Source organism: Variovorax sp. GW821-FHT09B01, assembly GCF_059418345.1.
In genome coordinates, this window is sequence record NZ_JBWKPQ010000005.1 from 242,337 (window position 1) to 259,281 (window position 16,945).

Annotated in this window: 17 protein-coding genes; 7 read left to right on the top strand and 10 right to left on the bottom strand. The window is 66.0% G+C overall.

Features of this window, described 5'->3' with window-relative positions; all coding sequences use genetic code 11:
* Positions 1-34: 34 nt before the first annotated feature.
* On the bottom strand, positions 35-607 hold the full coding sequence (locus tag AC07RV_RS17920; protein WP_281076898.1) for a TetR/AcrR family transcriptional regulator: 573 nt from the start codon (positions 605-607) through the stop codon (positions 35-37).
* A 379-nt stretch (positions 608-986) separates the two neighbouring features.
* Here AC07RV_RS17920 and AC07RV_RS17925 point away from each other — a divergent pair, with 379 nt between their 5' ends.
* From AC07RV_RS17925 to AC07RV_RS17935, 3 genes are all read left to right on the top strand, one after another.
* Positions 987-1,460 carry a nuclear transport factor 2 family protein gene (locus AC07RV_RS17925; protein WP_208507292.1) on the top strand — a complete coding sequence of 158 codons (474 nt, stop codon included), beginning with the start codon at positions 987-989 and terminating at the stop codon, positions 1,458-1,460.
* Between the two features lie 23 nt (positions 1,461-1,483).
* Positions 1,484-2,920, top strand: a complete 1,437-nt coding sequence (locus tag AC07RV_RS17930) for an MFS transporter (protein WP_492713828.1) — start codon at positions 1,484-1,486, stop codon at positions 2,918-2,920.
* Between the two features lie 446 nt (positions 2,921-3,366).
* Positions 3,367-4,389 carry an alpha/beta hydrolase gene (locus AC07RV_RS17935; RefSeq protein WP_492713830.1) on the top strand — a complete coding sequence of 341 codons (1,023 nt, stop codon included), beginning with the start codon at positions 3,367-3,369 and terminating at the stop codon, positions 4,387-4,389.
* Positions 4,390-4,451: 62 nt separating this feature from the next.
* On the opposite strand, the gene AC07RV_RS17940 is transcribed toward AC07RV_RS17935, so the two are convergent.
* The 8 genes from AC07RV_RS17940 to AC07RV_RS17975 form a co-directional block, all read right to left on the bottom strand.
* Entirely contained in the window at positions 4,452-4,997 is a 546-nt protein-coding gene (locus AC07RV_RS17940) for a cytochrome b (protein WP_492713832.1), read from the bottom strand.
* On the bottom strand, positions 4,994-6,061 hold the full coding sequence (locus tag AC07RV_RS17945) for a catalase family peroxidase (RefSeq protein ID WP_492713833.1): 1,068 nt from the start codon (positions 6,059-6,061) through the stop codon (positions 4,994-4,996). Before AC07RV_RS17945 ends, AC07RV_RS17940 begins: the two co-directional genes overlap by 4 nt.
* A gap of 729 nt (positions 6,062-6,790) precedes the next feature.
* Positions 6,791-7,567 carry an enoyl-CoA hydratase/isomerase family protein gene (locus AC07RV_RS17950; protein ID WP_208507287.1) on the bottom strand — a complete coding sequence of 259 codons (777 nt, stop codon included), beginning with the start codon at positions 7,565-7,567 and terminating at the stop codon, positions 6,791-6,793.
* On the bottom strand, positions 7,564-8,382 hold the full coding sequence (locus AC07RV_RS17955) for an enoyl-CoA hydratase (RefSeq protein WP_492713836.1): 819 nt from the start codon (positions 8,380-8,382) through the stop codon (positions 7,564-7,566). The genes AC07RV_RS17950 and AC07RV_RS17955 overlap by 4 nt, the downstream gene beginning before the upstream one ends.
* Positions 8,379-9,572: a CaiB/BaiF CoA transferase family protein gene (locus tag AC07RV_RS17960; protein WP_492713838.1), complete on the bottom strand. Its 1,194-nt coding sequence runs from the start codon at positions 9,570-9,572 to the stop codon at positions 8,379-8,381. The genes AC07RV_RS17955 and AC07RV_RS17960 overlap by 4 nt, the downstream gene beginning before the upstream one ends.
* A gap of 23 nt (positions 9,573-9,595) precedes the next feature.
* The gene (locus tag AC07RV_RS17965) at positions 9,596-10,654 is read right to left on the bottom strand and encodes an ABC transporter ATP-binding protein (protein WP_208507284.1); all 1,059 of its coding nucleotides are present in this window, start codon (positions 10,652-10,654) and stop codon (positions 9,596-9,598) included.
* Positions 10,655-10,684: 30 nt separating this feature from the next.
* On the bottom strand, positions 10,685-12,415 hold the full coding sequence (locus tag AC07RV_RS17970; RefSeq protein ID WP_492713840.1) for an ABC transporter permease: 1,731 nt from the start codon (positions 12,413-12,415) through the stop codon (positions 10,685-10,687).
* On the bottom strand, positions 12,399-13,442 hold the full coding sequence (locus tag AC07RV_RS17975; RefSeq protein ID WP_208507283.1) for an ABC transporter substrate-binding protein: 1,044 nt from the start codon (positions 13,440-13,442) through the stop codon (positions 12,399-12,401). The genes AC07RV_RS17970 and AC07RV_RS17975 overlap by 17 nt, the downstream gene beginning before the upstream one ends.
* Before the next feature lie 125 nt (positions 13,443-13,567).
* Here AC07RV_RS17975 and AC07RV_RS17980 point away from each other — a divergent pair, with 125 nt between their 5' ends.
* From AC07RV_RS17980 to AC07RV_RS17995, 4 genes are all read left to right on the top strand, one after another.
* Positions 13,568-14,551, top strand: coding sequence for a quinone oxidoreductase family protein (locus AC07RV_RS17980; protein ID WP_208507282.1), 984 nt, complete (start codon positions 13,568-13,570; stop codon positions 14,549-14,551).
* Positions 14,552-14,568: 17 nt separating this feature from the next.
* Positions 14,569-15,348 (top strand): glutathione S-transferase family protein, encoded by a 780-nt coding sequence (locus tag AC07RV_RS17985; RefSeq protein WP_208507281.1) that lies wholly within the window; start codon positions 14,569-14,571, stop codon positions 15,346-15,348.
* 49 nt (positions 15,349-15,397) lie between these two features.
* The gene (locus tag AC07RV_RS17990; protein ID WP_208507280.1) at positions 15,398-16,081 is read left to right on the top strand and encodes a GntR family transcriptional regulator; all 684 of its coding nucleotides are present in this window, start codon (positions 15,398-15,400) and stop codon (positions 16,079-16,081) included.
* Positions 16,082-16,204: 123 nt separating this feature from the next.
* Complete coding sequence (locus tag AC07RV_RS17995) at positions 16,205-16,456, top strand: acetyl-CoA hydrolase/transferase C-terminal domain-containing protein (RefSeq protein WP_492713977.1); 252 nt, start codon at positions 16,205-16,207, stop codon at positions 16,454-16,456.
* 168 nt (positions 16,457-16,624) lie between these two features.
* Here AC07RV_RS17995 and AC07RV_RS18000 read toward each other — a convergent pair whose 3' ends face one another.
* Positions 16,625-16,849, bottom strand: coding sequence for a hypothetical protein (locus tag AC07RV_RS18000; RefSeq protein WP_492713844.1), 225 nt, complete (start codon positions 16,847-16,849; stop codon positions 16,625-16,627).
* Positions 16,850-16,945: the final 96 nt, after the last annotated feature.

Below are 16,945 nucleotides of genomic sequence, written 5' to 3' on the forward strand. Positions count from 1 at the left end.
TGCTTTGCGCGTTCATTGCCAGTCGACCGAAAGCTCAGCCTGGATGACTGGGTCGATCCAGCGCGGAATCCCAGATGCCCATGGCTTCGACCACGGACTCCTCGATGACCGCAAGCCGAACACGGTCGCGGGCCAGGACGGAGAGACCCAGGAAGAAACTGTCGAACGCAGCGGCCATCGAAGCCGGATTCGTGGATTTGCGCAGTTCCCCGCTTTTGATGGCCCGCTCGACGCAGGCACGGAACCCGGCGCGGGTGCGACTGCGCACATCTCGAAGCATTGCAGTGATGGTTTCGCTGCCCGACGAGCAGGCACCCATCACGCCCAACGCGACCATGCAACCCTTCGGGTGCCCTGCCTCCCACTGCATCTTTGCCGAGCGTTGCAGTGCGAGGAACACCGCTTCTCGCGGCTCCAGCGAAGGATCGTGGAGGCTTCTGGTCAAGTGGCCATAGATCTCCATGTATCGATCCAGCGCCTCCTTGTACAAGGCTTCCTTGGACTCGAAGGCCGCGTAGAAGCTGGGTGCGGAGATTCCACTGCCCATCGCCGCCTTCAGCTGCGACAGCGAGGTCGATTCGAAGCCATGCTCCCAGAACAGGTGCATGGCAGAAGTGAGTGCCGCATCGCGATCAAACGCGCGTGGTCGACCTCGCTGAGCCATGGGAATCTCCGCCAGTCCAAAATTACATACTAGTCGATACACAATAGGGCGACAAGCAAAGACCTCTGGTCCCGGCCGGCAAATCGACGTGTCGAACCGTGTCGTTGACAGCCTTCGGGAGCCGCCATATATTTATACCGATCGATACTTAAATCAAAGCGATCGAAGAGTGCACTTGGACACCAGGCGCCCGCGCATGGAGCGGGCTCCACGCCCTTGGTAGCTCAAGTCGCGCTATTTTTTTACCCATTTTTGTACCACTTGGTACATTTTTTGGTGCGCTCGCAGAGCGTCCGCACCGCTTACTCACGGAAAACCCCACATGTCAAAAGAACTTGAAGCTCGCCTCGACGCCATCGAAAGCCGCTTCGCCATCGACGCCCTGATCGCCAACTACGCAGAAGCATTCGACACGATGAATGAAGCGCTGCTGGCAACCCTCTGGCATCCCGATTCGCGGCTGCTCCTCGGCGCCAATGGAAACGCGGAAGGACTCGATGCGATCCTGGCGCAAGCACGCGTCAACATGAAACGCATGCCGCACATGCATCACTGGATGGCGAATTCGATCATCACGCTCGACGGCGACAACGGTCATGGCCTGGTTGCGGCGGATTGCCTCTTCTACGACGTCGAAAAGGGCCCGCTGCAAGTGAGTGGCCAGTACAAGGACATCTACCAGCGAAGGGACGGGCGCTGGGCCTTCCGGCAGCGCATCTTCGAGATGCATTTCGCCACGCCCTTGCAGAACTGGGCTCCCATCATGGGCACGGAACGCTTCGGTCGTCCTATCTGAACAGAACCGCCGCAGCCGAAATCATGCAAGAAACAACTTCCGATTCGCGTCGGTGGCTCGCATTCGCGGTGTTGCTGGTGGGAGCGTTTCTGCCTCCGCTCGACTTCTTCATCGTCAATGTCGCGCTGCCGTCCATTCAGGGCAACCTCGGTACGAGCGCTGCTGAACTGCAACTGGTGATCTCCGGATACGCGGCGGCCTACGCAGTCTTCCTCATCACCGGTGGACGGCTCGGCGACCTCTTCGGCCGACGGCGAATGTTCCTGCTGGGCATCAGCGGCTTCGGACTCACGTCCTTGCTGTGCGGCCTCGCCACCTCGCCTTCCATGCTCATCGTCGGACGCATACTCCAGGGTCTCAGCGCAGCCGCCATGGCCCCCCAGGGGCTGGCCTCCGTTCATGCCCTGTTTCCCGTGCGGGAGCGCTCGCGCGCCCTGGGTCTCTACGGCGCCACCGTAGGGCTGGCAGCAGTGATCGCACAAGCACTGGGCGGCGCCTTGATCTCCGCAGACATCCTTCACCTTCAGTGGCGAATCATCTTCCTGATCAATCTGCCCGTGGTGGCTGCGGTCCTGATCGGAGGATTGCCTTTGCTTCCGGACGTCCGCGGCGATAGCCCCGCGCCCATCGACTGGGGCGGTGTTCTGCTTTGCGCGCTCACGCTGAGCCTGCTGATCGTGCCCTTGGTAGAGGGGCGCGAAAGGGGATGGCCATGGTGGGCATGCGCCATGCTCATCGCAACACCCGTCGCTGCATTCAGCTTCTGGCGGTATGAAAAGGCATTCTCTCGACGAGGCGGCGTCCCGCTCGTCAGCATCGACCTGGTCCGCATGCCTGGATTGATGAGCGGCCTCGCCGGGGTCCTCTTCTTCTACGTCGTCTCTGCCTTCTTCCTGGTGTTCTCCGTCTACCTCCAGTCGGCACTGGGTCTGGATCCCCTGGCAACGGGACTGGTGTTCCTGCCGTTCGGCGTCGGCTTCTTCATCGGTCCTTTGACGACACCGCTGGCCGTCCGGCTCTTCGGCAAGTGGGTTCCCGCCATCGGCATGCTGCTCGAGGTGGCCGGATGCCTGTACCTTGCGGCGCTGGTTGCCGGCGCCCCCGCACAAATGCCGGCCCAGTTTCCGCTCATCGTTGCGGTGGGACTTCTGGGTTTCGGGCAGGGCTGGGCGTTGCCCACGCTCGTGCGCTCGGTCATCGATCGGGCACCGGTGAGCGGCTCCGGAATGATTGCCGGCATCACGAACTCGGCCTTGCAGATCAGCGCCGCCCTCGGCGTCGCAGTCATCGGCGGCGTCTTCTTCACTGTCGCAGGCACTTCGCCCAGCGCGAGCTCCATGGCCGAGGCACTGATTGCCGCCATGCTTTGCATTGGGGCCAGTCTGACCCTTGCGACCATCCTGTCCGTTGTGGCTTCGAGGTCAGGAGTCAGCGTCGCTGCCCGGCCGGCACCCAACTAAGGGCTGTTGGCACCAACCAATTCTGGACGAAATGGTTGAAACTGCTTGGCCTGGAGCGCACGGCAGAGCAGTTCCATTGGGTTGCCGCAGATGCCCGAACGGCCGCGGCGTTCAGTCGGCCGCCTGGACAGACCACCTATGGACCCGAACGGAGGCGGCTGCTTCAACGCTTGGGGCTCACGAGCCAGTCGTTGCAGCTGATCATGGACCGGGCCTGCGAGGACAACAAGACCCATCAGTCGACCCTTGGCCTGCGGTTCATTCCAGTGGTGCCACCGCCGAGAATGCGAATCGCCCCCCCGCAGTACGACCGTGAGATGTGCAGACACCGCGACGAAGTCCAGGTTCGGGTCGCTCTTCGCGGTCTTCAATTCGAGATGGCGATGGTGGCCTTATAGACTTAGCCGACCCGCTCCTGCGGGATCGAGTCAAAGGTCCATGAAGAAATGAAAGCCTGCCTCCTCCATCTGTTGGCGAGGGCCGCCGTCGCCGTCACTGTCGTCAGCGCAGCTGACGCCGAACCGCGCGAGAAGCCGCTGGAGGCGCCCGGCCCGCTGGGTCCGCTGCGGGGCACCCTGCTGTCGCCGGCTGCTCCGGATACGCCGAGCGCTCCGGTGGTACTGATCGTGCCCGGCTCTGGCCCCACGGACCGCGACGGCAACAACCCGCTGGGAGTGAAGGCCTCGGCGTACCGGCTCCTGGCCGAAGGCCTTGCAGCGAAAGGGATCGCGACAGTGCGGATCGACAAGCGCGGCCTGTACGGCAGCGCCGGCGCGGTTGCCGACCCCGACGCGGTCACCATCGAGGACTACGCGGGGGACGTGCGGCGCTGGGTCGACACGATCCGTGAAGAGTCCGGCGCCGGATGCGTCTGGGTGCTGGGCCACAGCGAGGGCGGACTGGTCGCGCTGGCGGCGGCGACCGCGCGGCAGGATCCGGCCGTCTGCGGCGTGGTCCTGGTGGCGAGCACGGGCCGGCCAATGGGACAGGTACTGCGTGAGCAGTTGCGGGCTAATCCCGCCAACGCGCCGCTGCTCGACCAGGCCATGGCCGCCATCGATGCGCTCGAAGCCGGCCGCCGAGTGGAGATGGCCGATGTGCAACCGCCGCTGCGGCCTGTGTTCCACCCGAAAGTGCAGGGGTTCCTGATGAGCGCATTCGCCATCGACCCCGCGAAGTTGGCCGGCCGGTACGCGAAGCCCCTGCTGATCGTGCAGGGCGGGCGCGACCTCCAAGTCGGCGTCGCGGACGCACAGCGGCTGCGTCAGGCGGCGGCGCAGTCGAAGCTGGTGCTGTTTCCTGAGGCGAACCATGTGCTGAAAGCCGTCGAGACCGACGATCGGGCCGCCAATCTCGCGACCTACGGCCGTGCCGACCTTCCACTGGCACCAGGGGTCGTCGACGCCATCGCCGATTTCGTCCTAGCACCGCGATTGCAGCAACCGCCTCGGACTGATGCGACACGCTGAACGGTCACCACGGGGCCGCTTCGGTCCTGGAACTCGGGCTCCTTCACGATCTGCCGAATGAATCAGCGACCACCTCGTCGACCAAACGTCATGGTCTCGAACACGCCATCCCTTCGCACCCAGGCATGAAGAAGCGCGGCGGCGAAATGCAGCAAGAACAAGGCGAACAGGCAGAACGCCAGGAAGCGATGGGCGCTCCACAGGATGCTGTGCAACTCGGCACTGGCTGGAACGATGGAGGGGAGCCGCATCCCGGCCAACGTCACGGGATAGTCCGCAGCCGACAACATGGACCACCCGAGCAAAGGCATCGCGATCATCAGCGCATAGAACGCGACATGCGACAACCTTGCCGCAAGCTTCATGGGCTCGCTCATGCTCGCTGGCAGCGACGGTGCCCCGCTGCGCCATCGCAAGACGAGACGCAGCAGCGCTAGGACAAGTATCGCAATGCCGAGCTGCTTGTGGATGCCTACCAGCACCAGGTAAGCGCTATCGATCGTGGACATCATGCCGACCCCGATGAACAGCATTGCAAGGATACCGATCGCCATGACCCAATGGAGCACACGCTGCAGCTTCGAGAATTTCATGCTTTGATGGCTCATGGCTTGGCTTCGGCTTGGACGCGCGGGTAGTGTTTCGACTCCGAGGTGCGGCGGTCATAGGACACCGCATAAGCCGCCGAGCGTGCCGCGGGGAACGGATCGTCGGAGGTCTGCATTCCCTGCGGCAGAACCGTGGGATCGAAGTTGATGTCGCGGCACGGTCCGTTGGCCTCGGCTTCGATCCGGGTCACCACCAGCGTGCCCGCTTCTATCCGCCGGCGGTCCTCTGGCCAGACCTTGCTGGGATCGGCGGTGGGATCGCCCGGGTTGGCGAGCGTCAGCACCAGCCTCCACTTTTGCGGGGCATCCGCGACTCGTTGGGTGAGTTCCTTGAAGAGGAAGTCAGGATCGCGTTTCTTCAGGTCCTCTGAAGGCACCGGAACCATCGCGGCGGTCGGAATGAATGACCAGCGCACGGTCTGGCTCAGACCCTGTGCATTGGTCAGTACGAAACTGTTGAGGCTGTTGAAGCGATCTTCTGTATAGGATTCGGCATACGGAGCGCTGCCCGCCCACGCACCGAATTCGCGAAGCGAAGGGTGGCTGGCTGCGAACTGTTTGACTGCGCCTGGGTCGTCCTTGTTCGCACTGGCGCGCTGGAGTTCATAGAACTCCTTGGGCGTAGCGATCGGAAAGAATGGTGCATTGATCATCGCCGTGCGCCACTCCTGCTGGTCTGGCGCCTCTATTCGAAGACTCAATCCACGTACACGGCCAGTGCCATCCGCCATGGTCGGAATGGGGCCCGCGAGGTTGAAGCGACCCATGACCGGATAGCTCCCGGCCCTGAAGACGGACGCCCGCGAAACCGCGACCGCCTCGCCGTTCGCCTCGAAATTTCCAGCGAAGCAGATGCCTTTCGCATGATTGCGCCGGAAGCCCTTGACCGGTCCGCTTGGCGGCGCGAGCGAATCCACGATCTTGTCGGGCGTCAGGCGCGCGGGTGTCAGCCACCCAGCCGCATAGGCGAAGGCACAGGCCACGGCCCCGACCGAAAGAGCGATCGCGGCGAATTGGACGACAGTCGGTCGCCCGGTGGCAGTTTGATCCTGTGGGGTCTTCATCCGCCTACGCTCCCGTGCCAGTGTGGGAGGCTGTCAGCGCAAGGTCGCTGATGTGTAGGTACACCCCAAAGCGTGTTGTCGATCGCGACCCGTTGTGAGTCGACTCGCTGCGTGAACCACGGAAGGCACCCCGATCAGACGGCAGGTAGTGGGTGTGTTTAGAACTTTTCATCTCATGCCCTTTCAATGGCTTGGCAAGCAGCCAGACAACGCCGGCACGCTGCTTGCTCAGGGCTTAGTTCGACAAGAGATGACTGCTGGTTACACGCCCTTCGAAGATTTCCACGGAAACACGGCTCGCCGCGTAGACGTCGACAAGACGCAAACTTGGTGATGCCGCAACGCCAATGATTTGCGCCGCATCCGCTATTCCACCGCCTTGCCCATCTTCTCGACCACCTTTTTGGCGTCGTCCGTGTAGGCTGCTTTGCCACGGCGACCTTCACATGAGTCACCCCCCCGGCGCCAAGTTGAAACTGGCTCGGTGTCGCGCTGTATCGACTCAGGCCATGAGGTCGAAATTTCTGGGCCCGCCTGCATCAAGCGCGGCAACGAGGCTCCCTGCGATCGGGATGGTCGGTCCCCAGCGAGTGCTGACGACCACAAGGCATTGAGCGACGCCGAACACACTTGTCTGCGCCCTCGTCGCGACTTGGCACAGTTGCACCGGCGATCAAACGGAGCGCTGGCGGCCGCACTCGAGGCCGTGGATTCCAGCGCCGCTGCTCTCTACTTCCCCTGGAACTTCGCAGCTCTCTTCTGCGCCCAGGCCAATTGCCCCTCGCGCAAATCTTCCGAGAGGTAGGCCCTGCGAATGCTCGCGTTGAGCGCCTGCGCGTCGAGCGTCCCGCGCGCGATGCGGTTGAGGTGATGCTTCATGCCGGTCAGCGCGATCGGCGCCATCGACGCGCAGTCGCGCACCAGGGCACTGACCTCCTCCTCCAGCCGATCGGGCTCGGCGAGCTGCGTCAGGTAGCCGATGCGTTTCATCTCCACGGCATCGATCTTGCGCGCCGTCAGGAACAGCAGCTTGGCGTTGTCCAGGCCAAGGCGGCTCACGTAGCGCTCCAGGCCCGCGCGGTAGTAATGCAAGCCGAGGCGCGCGGCCGGCATGAACATGTCGATGCCTGTGGCCCCGACACGGAAATCGCAGGCGAGCGCGAGATCGGTCGCGCCGCCGTACACGCCGCCATGCAGCACAGCCACCGTGACTGCACGCGCCATCTCCAGCGCATCGACCACCCCCTCGAAGTCGACCTTGCGCTCTGCGCCGATGCTGCCGATGTCGTAGCCGCTGCAAAAATACTTGCCGCTGCCGCGCAACAGCAGCACCAGCACTTCCGACCGCGCGTTGACCTCAGCGATCAGCGCAGCCAGCCGCTCGAGGTCGTCGGCGCTCAGGCGGTTGGCTTGTGCCGGCCGGCGCAGGCGAATGGTCGCGACCGCGCCCTCGATGCGAAGCTCGGGCAGGTCGGAGGAATCGGTGGGTTCGGTGATCGCGTTCATCGGCCTTGAAAAATGGGAGGACGTTTGGCGAGGAAGGCGCGGCGGCCCTCCCTGTAGTCTTCGCTGTCGAAGCATTGCAGCACGAGCGGCGCGATCTCGTCGGCCGCGGCGCTGTCCGAATAGCCTTCGAACGCCTGGATGGCTTTCTTGGCGGCGTGCACCGTGAGCGGCGCATTCGCGGCGATCCTCTGCGCATAGGCGCTCACGGCTTCATCGAGCGCGACATCCTCGACCACCGTGTTGACCAGACCGAGCCGCAAGGCCTCGGGGGCTTCGAGGAAGCGCGCGCTGAAGAGGATGTCCTTCGTGGCCGACGGCCCGACCAGCCGCGCCAGCGCGGCCAAGCCACGGTAGTCGTAGCCCAGGCCAAGCCTGGCGGCCGGAATGGCGAAGCGCGAGGACGACGCCGCGATCCGGATGTCAGCGGCCAGCGCGATGGCCAGGCCGCCGCCCACGCAGTAGCCCTGGATCATCGCGACCAGCGGCTTGCTCAACGCGGCCAGGCCGGCATGGCCGCGAGCGGCGACCTCGTCGTAGCTCTTCTTCTGCGCCGCGTCGGCGCGGTGCTGCTCGAACTCGGAAATGTCGGCGCCCGAGACGAAGGCCTTGCCGCCCGCGCCCTTCATCACGACCACCCGCACGCCCGGATCGCGCTCGAAGGCCTCCGCCACCGCGCCCAGTCCCTGCCACATGTCCAGCGACATCGCGTTGCGGCGCTCGGGATGGTTGAAGGTGATCCAGCCGATGCCCTCGCGGACCTCGCCGAGGATGCGGCCCGTGCCCAGCGACTGGAGGACTCGGTCTTGCGCCTTCATGCCACCACCCCTTCCTTGCGCAGCGACGCGACGGACTCGTCGCCGTAGCCGAGCTCGCGCAGCACTTCATCGGTGTGCTCGCCCGCATCGGGCGCCGCGCGATGGAAGGCCTCGGCGTGCGGGCAGTCCGACAGGTTGATCGGCGAGCGCAGCAGTTCCAGCGTACCCAGCGCCGCATGGGGCGCCGGACGCGTCATGCGCAGGTGCCGGGCCTGCGCATCCTCGAAGGCCTGGCCGATGTCGTAGACGGGGCCGCAGGGCACGCCCGCATCGTTCAGCCGCTCCACCAGTTCGCGCACGCCGAAGCCGCGCGTGATGGCACTAATGGCCTCCTCGAGCTCGCGCCGGTGCGCGAGACGCGAGGGCTGGTCCTTGTAGCGCTCGTCCTGCGCCAGATGCGGGGCGCCGAGCACTTCGCACAGCCGGGCCCACATCGCGGCGCCAGGCCCGCAGATGTTGACCTTTCCGTCGCGGGCATCGAAAGTGCCCATCGGCACCAGCGTGGGATGCGAATTGCCCTCCTGCCGCGGCACCTCCCCCTCGACCGTGTAGCGCGCGCCCTGGAAGTCGAGCTTGTTGAGCATGGCCTCCAGCAGCGAGGTATGCACCCACTGGCCGCGACCCGTGCGTTGGCGGTGCAGCAGGGCCAGCAGGATGCCCTGGCCCAGGAACATGCCCGAGGTGGTGTCGGAGATCGCGATGCCGGTGCGGTAGGGACCGCGCCCGGGTTCGCCCGTGACCGAGCTCAGCCCGCTCATGCCCTGCACGATCTGGTCGAGGCCCGGGCGTCCCGCGTACGGGCCGGTCTGGCCGAAGCCCGAGATGCTGGCCAGGATGATCCGCGGATTGATCGCGCGCAACGCCTCGTAGCTCAGGCCCAGGCGCTCCTTGACCGAGGCGCGGAAGTTCTCGACCACCACGTCGCTGCGCTCGACGAGCTGGCGCAGCACGCGCATGCCTTCGGGGGTCTTGAGGTTGACGCTCAGGCTGCGCTTGTTGCGGTGCAGGTTCTGCTCGTCGGAGCCGCGGCGTGGCCCGAGCGTGGGCTTGCGGTCGGGCGGGTCGATGCGCACCACGTCGGCGCCCCAGTCGGCCAGCAGGCGCACCGCGACCGGTCCCGCGCGCGCGATGGTGAGGTCGAGCACGCGGCAGCCCGTGAGCGGCAAGTCGGATTCGATGGAATGGGGCATGGTGGACTCGTGCGGTGGATGCATCACTGGATGGCGGCCACGGCGCCGGGGTCGACATAGATCGTCGAGCGCTGGCCGATCTCGAGCACCGTGGACGGCGCCGCGTGCACCTTGAGCGACGCTCCGCCTCCGCTCGGGCGCACCAGGTAGTTCCAGTACTCGCCGAGGTAGGTGCGTCCGACGACCGAGACGTCGCCCAGCGCCACCGCGCCCGAGGGCGCGACATCGAGGTACAGCGACTGGGGCCGGATCGAGGCCAGCAGGCGGGCACCGCCGGCCGTGCCCCCGGGCAGCGCGAAGCCCGCCGCCAGCCCGTCGAGCCGCAGGCGGTCGCCGTCGAGCTCACCCTCGACCAGGTTGGTCTTGCCGATGAAGCCCGCGACGAAGGGCGTTCGCGGGCGGTTGTAGAGGTTCCACGGGGTGTCGATCTGCTCGAGCCGGCCCTGATGCAGCACCGCGATGCGGTCGGAGATCGCCATCGCCTCGGCCTGGTCGTGCGTCACGTAGACCGTGGTGAAGTGGAACTGGTCGTGCAGCCGGCGGATCTCCGTGGCCATCTCCTCGCGCAGATTCGCGTCGAGATTGGACAGCGGCTCGTCGAGCAGCAGCACTTCGGGCCGCACGATCATCGCGCGCGCCAGCGCCACGCGCTGCTGCTGTCCGCCCGAGAGCTCGGCCGGATAGCGCTGCGCGAGGGCGCCGAGCTTGACCACGTCGAGCATCTCCGCCACGCGCCGCGCGATCTCCGCATCGGCGGTCTTGCGCACCCGCAGGCCGAAGCCCACGTTCTGCGCCACCGTCATGTTCGGCCAGATCGCGTAGCTCTGAAAGATCATCGACATGCCGCGGTGCTCGGGCGACACCGAGCGCACGGGCGACGAGATCTCGGCACCGTCGACCACGATCGTGCCATCCGACGGCTCGATGAAGCCCGCGATCATGCGCAGCGTGGTGGTCTTGCCGCAGCCCGAGGGGCCCAGCAGCGTGACCAGTTCGCCGCGCTGCAGCTGCAGCGAGACCGCATCGACCACCGGCGTCGCGCCGTAGCGCTTGCTGAGGTTCCTGAGTTCGAGTTTGGACATGCGTTGCTTCTCTCTTGGGTGCATGCGGGTTCAGGAGCGGCGCAGCATGAAGTCGCGCCCCGCGAGCTTCATGCCGATCCCCACGACGATGGTCACGATCACCACCAGCACCACGCCCATCGCGGCGAGCGTCTCGTAGTTGCCCTGTTCGCTGAGGTCGAGCGTCAGCACCGATACCACGCGCGATTCGGGACCGGTGAGGAAGACCGCGGTCGACAACTCCTTCGTGCAGATGACGAACACCAGGATGAAGGCCCCGACGAGCGTCTTCTTGAGCAGCGGCGCCACCACCTGCGTGAGCACCGTGAGGCGTCCGCCGCCGAGGATGCGCACCGCCTCCTCGAGCTCCGGGTTGAGGGCGCGCACGCCGGCCGAACTCGCCGCCAGCGAGATCGGCAGGAAGCGCGTGGTGAAGGCGATCACGATCAGCACGCCCATGCCGTAGAGGCTGAACGGCGGCCCGGCGTATGCCGCATAGAGACCGATGGCCAGGATCAACCCCGGGACTGCAACCGGTGCCAGCGCCATGAACTGCACGAAGGTGGGAAAAGGGGTGATGCGCCGCTGCGTGGCGTAGGCGATGCAGATGCCCATGCCCACGCACACCAGCGCGGTGGCGCCGGAGTACAGCACGGTGTTGAGGATGGCCGCGCGCACGGTCAGCTGCTCGAAGAAGATGCTGTGGAAGTTCGCCAGCGTCAGGTTTTCCAGCGACAGCCCGCGGCCCCAGGCCTTGGACAGCGACGCAAGGATCAGGATGGCCAGCGGCAGGATCACCGTGAGCAGCGCGACCAGCACCGAATAGCCCAGCAGCAGCCACTTCCATGGGCCGATATCGAAGGGCCGGCGCTCGCCGCCCTTGCCCGACACCGACACGTAGCCGCGACGCGCGAGCAGCCTGCGCTGCAGCATCAGCAGCACGATGGTCAACAGCAGGATCGGCATCGAGAAGGCCGCCGCGCGCTCCACCTGCAGCGGATACTGGAAGAACGAGACGATCTGCGTCGTCGCGAGGTTGATGCGCGCGGGAATCGCGATCAGCGCCGGCGTTCCGTAGAGTGCGATCGCCTCGAGAAAGATCAGGATCGCCGCGCCCACGATCGAGGGCAGCACCAGCGGCAGCGTCACCCGCGCCATGGTCTGGAACTTGCCGGCGCCATGGATCGATGCCGCATCCTCGAGCTCGGTCGACACCAGGTCGAGCGCCGACTTCGTGAACACGTAGATCAGCGGGTAGGTGTACAGCGCGATGACGAAAGCCAGACCCCAGAAGCTGAAGATGTTGAACGGCCCCTTGGCGGTGCCCAGGAGTTCGACCACCAGTCGGTTGAGCCAACCCGCGTTCGGGCCCGCGAGCAGGATCCAGGCGATGGCGCCGAGGAAGTTGGGCATCACGAAGGCCGCGAGCACGCTCAGGTGCGTGAAGCCTCGGCCCGGCATGTTGGTGCGCGAGACCGCGAGCGCCAGCGGCACGCCCAGCAGCAACGCCAGCGCGGTGACCGCCGCGCCGAGATAGAGCGAATTGAGCAGCGCCTGCAGGTTGCGGCTGCGGCCGAGTGCCTGGGCGTAGCTCTGCAGCGACCATTGGCCCTCGGCGGTATGGAAGCTGTCCCACACCAGCCGCAGGATCGGATTGGCCACCAGCAGCAACAGCACCGCGATCAGCACGGCGAAGAACCAGATCGCCGGGTCGCCCAGGCGATGCGGCGTGCGGCGCGCCAGCGGCAGCGCGAGGACGGCGGCCTTAGACACCGAAGGCATCCCGCCAGAGCTCGATCACCTTGGGAATCTGCGCCACCATCTGCGGCGGCGTGGGCGCCAGCAGCGGGCTCGCGTCACTCAGGCCGAGCACGCCGGGCGCAGGCTTGGCATTGGCGCGCAGCGGCACGCTGAATTCCTCGACCGAGATGCGCTCCGTGTCCTCGCTGCCGAGCAGCCATTCCATGAACAGCCGCGAGGCGTTCGGCCGCCGGGTGTTGGCCATGATCGCCGACGGCGAAAGGATCAGCACCGGGCCCTCTTTCGGCGCCAGCGTGGCCACGGGGTTGCCGCGCGAGGCCGAGCGCGCGGCCAGGCTCATCGGGCCGGCCGAGATCGACGCCTCGCCGGAGATCACGGTGGTCACCGCATCGATGGTGGAGCGGCTCACGTGCGCCTTGGCGGCCGCGAGCTTGGCGAACCAGCCCTCGCCGAAGAGTTTGCGCATCTCGATGCACCAGGCACCTGCCGCGCCGCTGTAGGCCGGGTGCGCCACCAGCGCGGCACCGCTCCACTTCGCATCGAGCAGGTCGTTCCAGCTCTTGGGCGCGGCTGCGGCCTGCACCTTCTGCGTGTTGTAGATCAGGCCCATCATGAAACAGCTGGAAGCGTGGAAGTACGCATCCGGGTCCATGTTCTGCACCCGCTTGTCCTGCCGCGCCACCGCGGCCGGCAGGTACTTCAGCAGCAGGTTGCGGCCCTTGAGGTCGACGTAGTGCGCGAGATCGGTGGAGGTGAACACGTCGCAGTTGGGCGTGCCGGCCTTCAGGTCCTGGTTCAGGCGCTGGAACGCCACCTGGGCGGTGGTGCGCACGACGTTGACCTTCACGCCCGGATAGCGGGTGCTGAAAGTTCGCCCCATCTTCTCGGCCACCTCGGAGGTCTGCGGGACCGTGTACCAGGTGAGCTCACCCTCCTTGCGTGCCGCCTCGTGCAGCGTGGCCAGGTTGATGGGCTGGGCTCGCACGACATAGGGGGCGGCCAGGGCACCGGCGGCCAGGAGGCCGAACTCTCGTCTGCGCAACTGCATGGATGTCTCCTTGAATCGGGACCGATCGGCGTCGGCCAACAAAGTATGCACAACATCAAACAATAAATACACTAGGTGTTTGTATGAATCCATTGATGGCGAGTGCAGCCGTCTAATCGCGGTCCATGACACAAAGCGTCGCCATTCACATCCATCTCCACGGCGATGCCGAGGTCCTGTCGGACACCGTGGTCGAGGTGCCGCCGCCCGCCGCGGGCGAGCTGCAGATCCGCCAGAGCGCCATCGGGCTGAACTTCGCCGACATCTACCAGCGCCGCGGTTCGCACGGCCCGCACGCGGCGACCCCGTTCCCGATCACGCTGGGCGCGCAGGGCGCGGGCGTGGTCGAGGCGATCGGCGCGGGCGTGACGGGTTTCGCGCGCGGGCAGGCGGTGGCGTACGTCCATGCCGGCGCCTACCAGGTGACGCGCAACCTCCCGGCGCACCGCGTGGTGCCGCTGCCAGACACGGTGTCCCAGGAACTGGCCGGCGCCACCTTGCTGCGCGGTCTCACCGCCGAGTACCTGCTGCGACGGCTGCACGTGGTGCGACCCGGCCAGACCGTGCTCGTGCATGCGGCCGCCGGCGGTATGGGCGTGATCCTGTCGCAATGGGCGCGCGCGCTCGGCGCGACCGTGATCGGCACCGTGGGCTCGCCCGAGAAGGCGCGCGTCGCGCTGTCGCACGGCTGCCACCATGCGATCGACTACCGCCGCGAAGACTTCGCGGCACGCGCCCTGGCGCTCACCGGTGGCGCGGGCGTCGACGTGGTCTACGACGCGGTCGGCAAGGACGTCTTCCTGCCCTCGCTGCAATGCACGCGTCCGCGCGGCATCGTGATCAGCTACGGCACCGCCTCGGGCGACGTCGAGGCCTTCGACCTGCAGCTGCTCCACGCGAAGTCGCTGAGCGTGTGCCGTCCGACCCTGCGCAGCTTCATCGCCGATCCCCAGGAACTGCGCGATGCGGCGCGGGCCTTTTTCGGCGCCCTGACCGAGGGGCAGGTGCGGCTGGAGGTCGGTCACCGCTATGCGCTGGCCGACGTGCGGCGCGCCCACCGCCAACTCGAAGGCCGCGCCACCACCGGCGCGACCGTGCTCATTCCCTGAAGGAGAGGACGACCGCCATGCGACTTTTTCATGCCTGGCTGTCCAGCGCCTCGCGCCGCGTGCGCCTGTGCCTGGCCGAGAAGCAGATCGACTATGAAAGCGTCGCTGTCGATCTCGGCAAGCAGGAGCAGCACGCCCCGGCATTTCTCGCGATGAACCCGAACGGCGTGGTGCCCGCGCTGGAGATCGCGCCCGGTCGCTTTCTTCACGAGAGCTCGACCATCTGCGAGTTCCTCGACGACATCCAGCCCATGCCGCCCCTGCGTCCCGTCGACCCCTACGCGCTCGCCCAGTTGCGCAACTTCGTGCGCTGGACTGACGAGAAGGCGCTGCCGAACCTGCTGATCCTCAACTGGAGCCTGATGCTGCAGCCGATGGCCCGGCAGTGGAGCGATGAGGAACTGCAGCAGAAGATCGCCCGCATCCCCACGGCCGAGCGGCGCGAAGCCTGGGTCCGGATCGCGCGCCAGCCCTATTCCGACGAGGAGAAGTCCGAGGCCCGGCGCAAGCTGCTGCTGCTCGTCGATAAGATGGAGGCCATGCTCGCCGGCTCGGCGTCGCTCGCACCTTCGACCTGGCTGATCGGCGAGCACTACTCGCTGGCCGACATCGCCGCCGTGCCCTTCATCGCCCGCATCGCCGAGATCGCGCCTGAGGCGCTGGACGCGACGGCCAGCCCGCGCGTGCATGCCTGGTGGGAGGCCGTGCGGCAACGGCCGGCCTTCGCGGCCGCGCGGCTGCAGGCCTTCGGCGAGGTGCTTCAGCAACGCGAACACGCCAGCACGGCCGGCCACTGAAGCGAGACCGACGCACCAGGCCCGCGTACTATCATCCGGGCGACACAACATGGCCACCACTTCCCGCGTCAACCTCAGCGACAAGATTCGCGAAGCCCTCGAGGACGAAATCGTTTCCGGCAAGCTCTACGCAGGCTGCCGCCTCGACGAGCAGGAACTGATGGAGCGCTTCAACGTCTCGCGCACGCCCGCGCGCGAAGCGCTGCAGCAGCTGGCGACCGCTGGCCTGGTCGACATCGTGCCGCGCCACGGCGCCGTGGTCGCGACGCTCTCGCTCACGGAGTACGTCGCGATGCTCGAGATGCTCACCGAGCTGGAAGGCCTGGCCGCACGCCTGTCGGCGCGCCGCATGCCCGCGGCGCTGCGCAAGGACCTCGAGGCCTCGATCCGGGCCTGCGAGGAGGCCGCGGCCCAGGACGATCCGGTCGCATACGAGCGCGCCAACCGCTGGTTCCACGAGACCGTCTACGACGGCAGCCTTAACGAGGTGCTCGCGCGCCAGTTGCGGCTCATGCGCCTGCGCATGCGGCATCCACAGCGCTCGCTGTTCGACCGGCCCAACCGGGTGCGCAACTCGATGGTCGAACACCGAGCGATCGTGCAGGCGATCCTGAATGGGGACGAAGACGGCGCCGACCGCGCCATGTCGATGCACATCTCCAGCGGTGGAAATGTGTATGTCGATGCGGTCGCCAAGGGCGCATCGAAAAAGCATGCCGTTCCCTCCGCTTAGAGCCGCCGCGTCGAACAGATCGCAGGCAAAGCGATAGCTCTTTTCAGGCTTGCCACGCCGCATCGAGGGCGACCACATCGGCGCGGTCGCGGGCTAGGTCGATTTCGTGCGCGCCGCATTGCAATCGGACGGTGGGGTCTCGATCATCGTGCTGCCTCCACCGGGAAGGACGGCCGCTCCAAGATCGCCAGCCGGCTCCATGGACCGGTGACGACGGCCCGCGGCGATGTCGACGTGATCGCCACCGAGCACAGCATGGCCCGGCTGCGAGGGCTGACGATCCGCGAGCGCGTGGAGGCCATGGTGTCGATCGCAGCGCCCGAGCACCGCGAGGCGTTGCGGTACGAAGCCAGGCCGCTGCTTCGCACTGTTTAGAAATGCATCCTCAAGACCATGGCGAGTCAACGACGGAACCAGGGGGCAACGAGCACACTGCCTATCGTGCAGGGTCGCCCAAAGGGCATTGCTCAACGATCTGTCGAATCCGACACCTGTTCATCAGCGATCGCATCCGCACGCCGCGGGATGTTGGAAATCCAACGTTCAATGGACAGCGGGTCGGTACCCGACCGCAAACCTTTGCGTCATATCGTTCAGGCGCTTGTCTAGAGACCACAGTTCGGCGCCAGGCGTCATCAGCGTCGATGCCACAAGCGTCAGGTCCACGAGGCGACACCCCCATCCAAAGAGACGCTCTTTTTCGATGAAGAGGAGCACTTCGCGCAGGCAGGCTGGCTGCAGATGTTGCAGGGTGATGGAGATATCCAAGCATCTGCGTACGCTCTGGGGGGGTACCGCATGCGAGCTCCGCTATCACCAGGGGATGAATCAATACTTGGTCCACGCCGAGCAGCTGCTCCAAGG

Excerpts from the sequence above, each read along its gene's own strand:
- AC07RV_RS17920 (WP_281076898.1), bottom strand. The coding sequence starts at position 607 with ATGCACCTGTTCTGGGAGCATGGCTTCGAATCGACCTCGCTGTCGCAG.
- AC07RV_RS17925 (WP_208507292.1), top strand. The coding sequence starts at position 987 with ATGTCAAAAGAACTTGAAGCTCGCCTCGACGCCATCGAAAGCCGCTTC.
- AC07RV_RS17930 (WP_492713828.1), top strand. The coding sequence starts at position 1,484 with ATGCAAGAAACAACTTCCGATTCGCGTCGGTGGCTCGCATTCGCGGTG.
- AC07RV_RS17935 (WP_492713830.1), top strand. The coding sequence starts at position 3,367 with ATGAAAGCCTGCCTCCTCCATCTGTTGGCGAGGGCCGCCGTCGCCGTC.
- AC07RV_RS17940 (WP_492713832.1), bottom strand. The coding sequence starts at position 4,997 with ATGAGCCATCAAAGCATGAAATTCTCGAAGCTGCAGCGTGTGCTCCAT.
- AC07RV_RS17945 (WP_492713833.1), bottom strand. The coding sequence starts at position 6,061 with ATGAAGACCCCACAGGATCAAACTGCCACCGGGCGACCGACTGTCGTC.
- AC07RV_RS17950 (WP_208507287.1), bottom strand. The coding sequence starts at position 7,567 with ATGAACGCGATCACCGAACCCACCGATTCCTCCGACCTGCCCGAGCTT.
- AC07RV_RS17955 (WP_492713836.1), bottom strand. The coding sequence starts at position 8,382 with ATGAAGGCGCAAGACCGAGTCCTCCAGTCGCTGGGCACGGGCCGCATC.
- AC07RV_RS17960 (WP_492713838.1), bottom strand. The coding sequence starts at position 9,572 with ATGCCCCATTCCATCGAATCCGACTTGCCGCTCACGGGCTGCCGCGTG.
- AC07RV_RS17965 (WP_208507284.1), bottom strand. The coding sequence starts at position 10,654 with ATGTCCAAACTCGAACTCAGGAACCTCAGCAAGCGCTACGGCGCGACG.
- AC07RV_RS17970 (WP_492713840.1), bottom strand. The coding sequence starts at position 12,415 with ATGCCTTCGGTGTCTAAGGCCGCCGTCCTCGCGCTGCCGCTGGCGCGC.
- AC07RV_RS17975 (WP_208507283.1), bottom strand. The coding sequence starts at position 13,442 with ATGCAGTTGCGCAGACGAGAGTTCGGCCTCCTGGCCGCCGGTGCCCTG.
- AC07RV_RS17980 (WP_208507282.1), top strand. The coding sequence starts at position 13,568 with ATGACACAAAGCGTCGCCATTCACATCCATCTCCACGGCGATGCCGAG.
- AC07RV_RS17985 (WP_208507281.1), top strand. The coding sequence starts at position 14,569 with ATGCGACTTTTTCATGCCTGGCTGTCCAGCGCCTCGCGCCGCGTGCGC.
- AC07RV_RS17990 (WP_208507280.1), top strand. The coding sequence starts at position 15,398 with ATGGCCACCACTTCCCGCGTCAACCTCAGCGACAAGATTCGCGAAGCC.